Here is a 493-nt window from a genome sequence, read left to right on the forward strand (position 1 = left end):
ATTGAGCGCTCACGCTTATCGGCTGTAAATTTAAAGACAGACTCAGGGGTCTGTAGCTCAGTCGGTTAGAGCACCGTCTTGATAAGGCGGGGGTCGTTGGTTCGAATCCAACCAGACCCACCATTGTCTGGCGGTAACACACCTGAGGAAATCTGTACTCATGGGGGCATAGCTCAGCTGGGAGAGCACCTGCTTTGCAAGCAGGGGGTCGTCGGTTCGATCCCGTCTGCCTCCACCAATCTTCAATGACAAGCGTTCGACTTGGGTCGAGTCTTTGTCATTGGCGATTGAGCCAGTCAGAGTGATACGTAGTATGTATCGGCTGTCGTTCTTTAACAATCTGGAAGAAGTAAGTAATTTGGATAGCGGAAGCGTCTTTGAGATGGACGTGAAAACTATCCGGGTTGTGATTGTATCGATGTATCTCAAGATGATTCGAACTCTATGTTTGACTCAATTGGAATACGGCACAACGCGAGAACTCAACCTGTAA

At 48.7% G+C, this 493-nt stretch carries 2 tRNA genes; both read left to right on the top strand.

Annotated elements, in window-relative coordinates:
• The first annotated feature begins 46 nt into the window (after window positions 1–46).
• Window positions 47–123, top strand: a tRNA-Ile gene (locus U5A56_RS36970).
• A 39-nt stretch (window positions 124–162) separates the two neighbouring features.
• A tRNA-Ala gene (locus U5A56_RS36975) sits at window positions 163–238 on the top strand.
• Window positions 239–493: the final 255 nt, after the last annotated feature.

Origin of the sequence: Burkholderia sp. BCC1998, from assembly GCF_905339875.1 — a bacterium.
Classification (GTDB): Bacteria; Pseudomonadota; Gammaproteobacteria; order Burkholderiales; family Burkholderiaceae; genus Burkholderia.